The sequence below is a fragment of the Pseudomonas sp. P5_B2 genome, assembly GCF_056400445.1.
On sequence record NZ_JBFULH010001168.1, the window covers coordinates 1 to 914 of the forward strand.

General features: G+C 54.3%; 1 protein-coding gene and 1 pseudogene. Both read right to left on the reverse strand.

Annotated features, from left to right (window positions below; genetic code table 11):
* Positions 1–308: pseudogene (locus tag AC1DRJ_RS29955) on the reverse strand (circularly permuted type 2 ATP-grasp protein); the annotation flags it as partial.
* Positions 309–701: 393 nt separating this feature from the next.
* Positions 702–914, reverse strand: a 213-nt coding sequence (locus AC1DRJ_RS29960; protein ID WP_477805308.1) for a ribonuclease E inhibitor RraB, incomplete at its 5' end; no start/stop codon positions are given.

Genomic DNA, 914 nt, shown 5'->3' on the forward strand with positions numbered 1-914 from the left:
TGATAGAGGTCGGCAAGGAACATGTTCAATGCCTTGACCCGCTGAATGCAGCCGCGCTCGACCACCCGCCATTCGCTGGCAGGAATGCTGCGGGGAATAGTGTCAAAGGGAATCAGGCGCTCTGTCCCCTGCTCATCCCCATAGAGCGTGAACGTAATCCCGGCGCGATGAAACAACAGATCGGCCTCGCGTCGCCGTTGTGCCAAAAGCTCATCAGGCGTTTCGGCTAGCCAACGGGCAAACTCCCGATAATGCGGGCGGACCAGGCCGCCGGCATCGTACATTTMATCAAAATAGGTGCGGATCATGCCGTACTCCTTGTCACCAGGACATCTAGGCTTCGCAAGGCCCGTGCCATCGGCATAAACGCTTAAATATCAATAAGTTGGAAATTCACATCGCAAATACCGCACCAATCCTGTGCAGCAAACGCCCCAACTTGATTGCCCCCGCTTCATTGCAAGGCGACGTTGTCGCCTATCACCAGCATAGTCAGAGTTGATTTCACTGCCCGGCCGGCAGTGCGGATAATTCGCGCATTCGCTGAAAAAACAGCACGAACTTCCCTTTGACCGTCTGCTCAGGCGGTTTTTTTGCGTCGGGTTCTTGTTTCAGGGTTTTGCCGGAAGGGTTTTTCCGCCCCATAAACTAAAACGGCCAACCCGAAGGTCAGCCGTTAGCGCGTGTCACTGTTCATAAGCTTATGCGAGTAGCCCTCGTACCTCCTGCTTGACGCCCCATCCTTCGATGATGCCACCCAGCGGCTCGACCACGGCCTCAAAACATTGCTCGAAATCGCCGATATCATCGTAAGTGGCGTACATGACTTTGCTCAGTTCAAGTGCCCATGCGCCATCATCGCGCACACTGATTTGCGCATTTAGAGATTCGCCACGGTAAAAATGTCCTGCTGC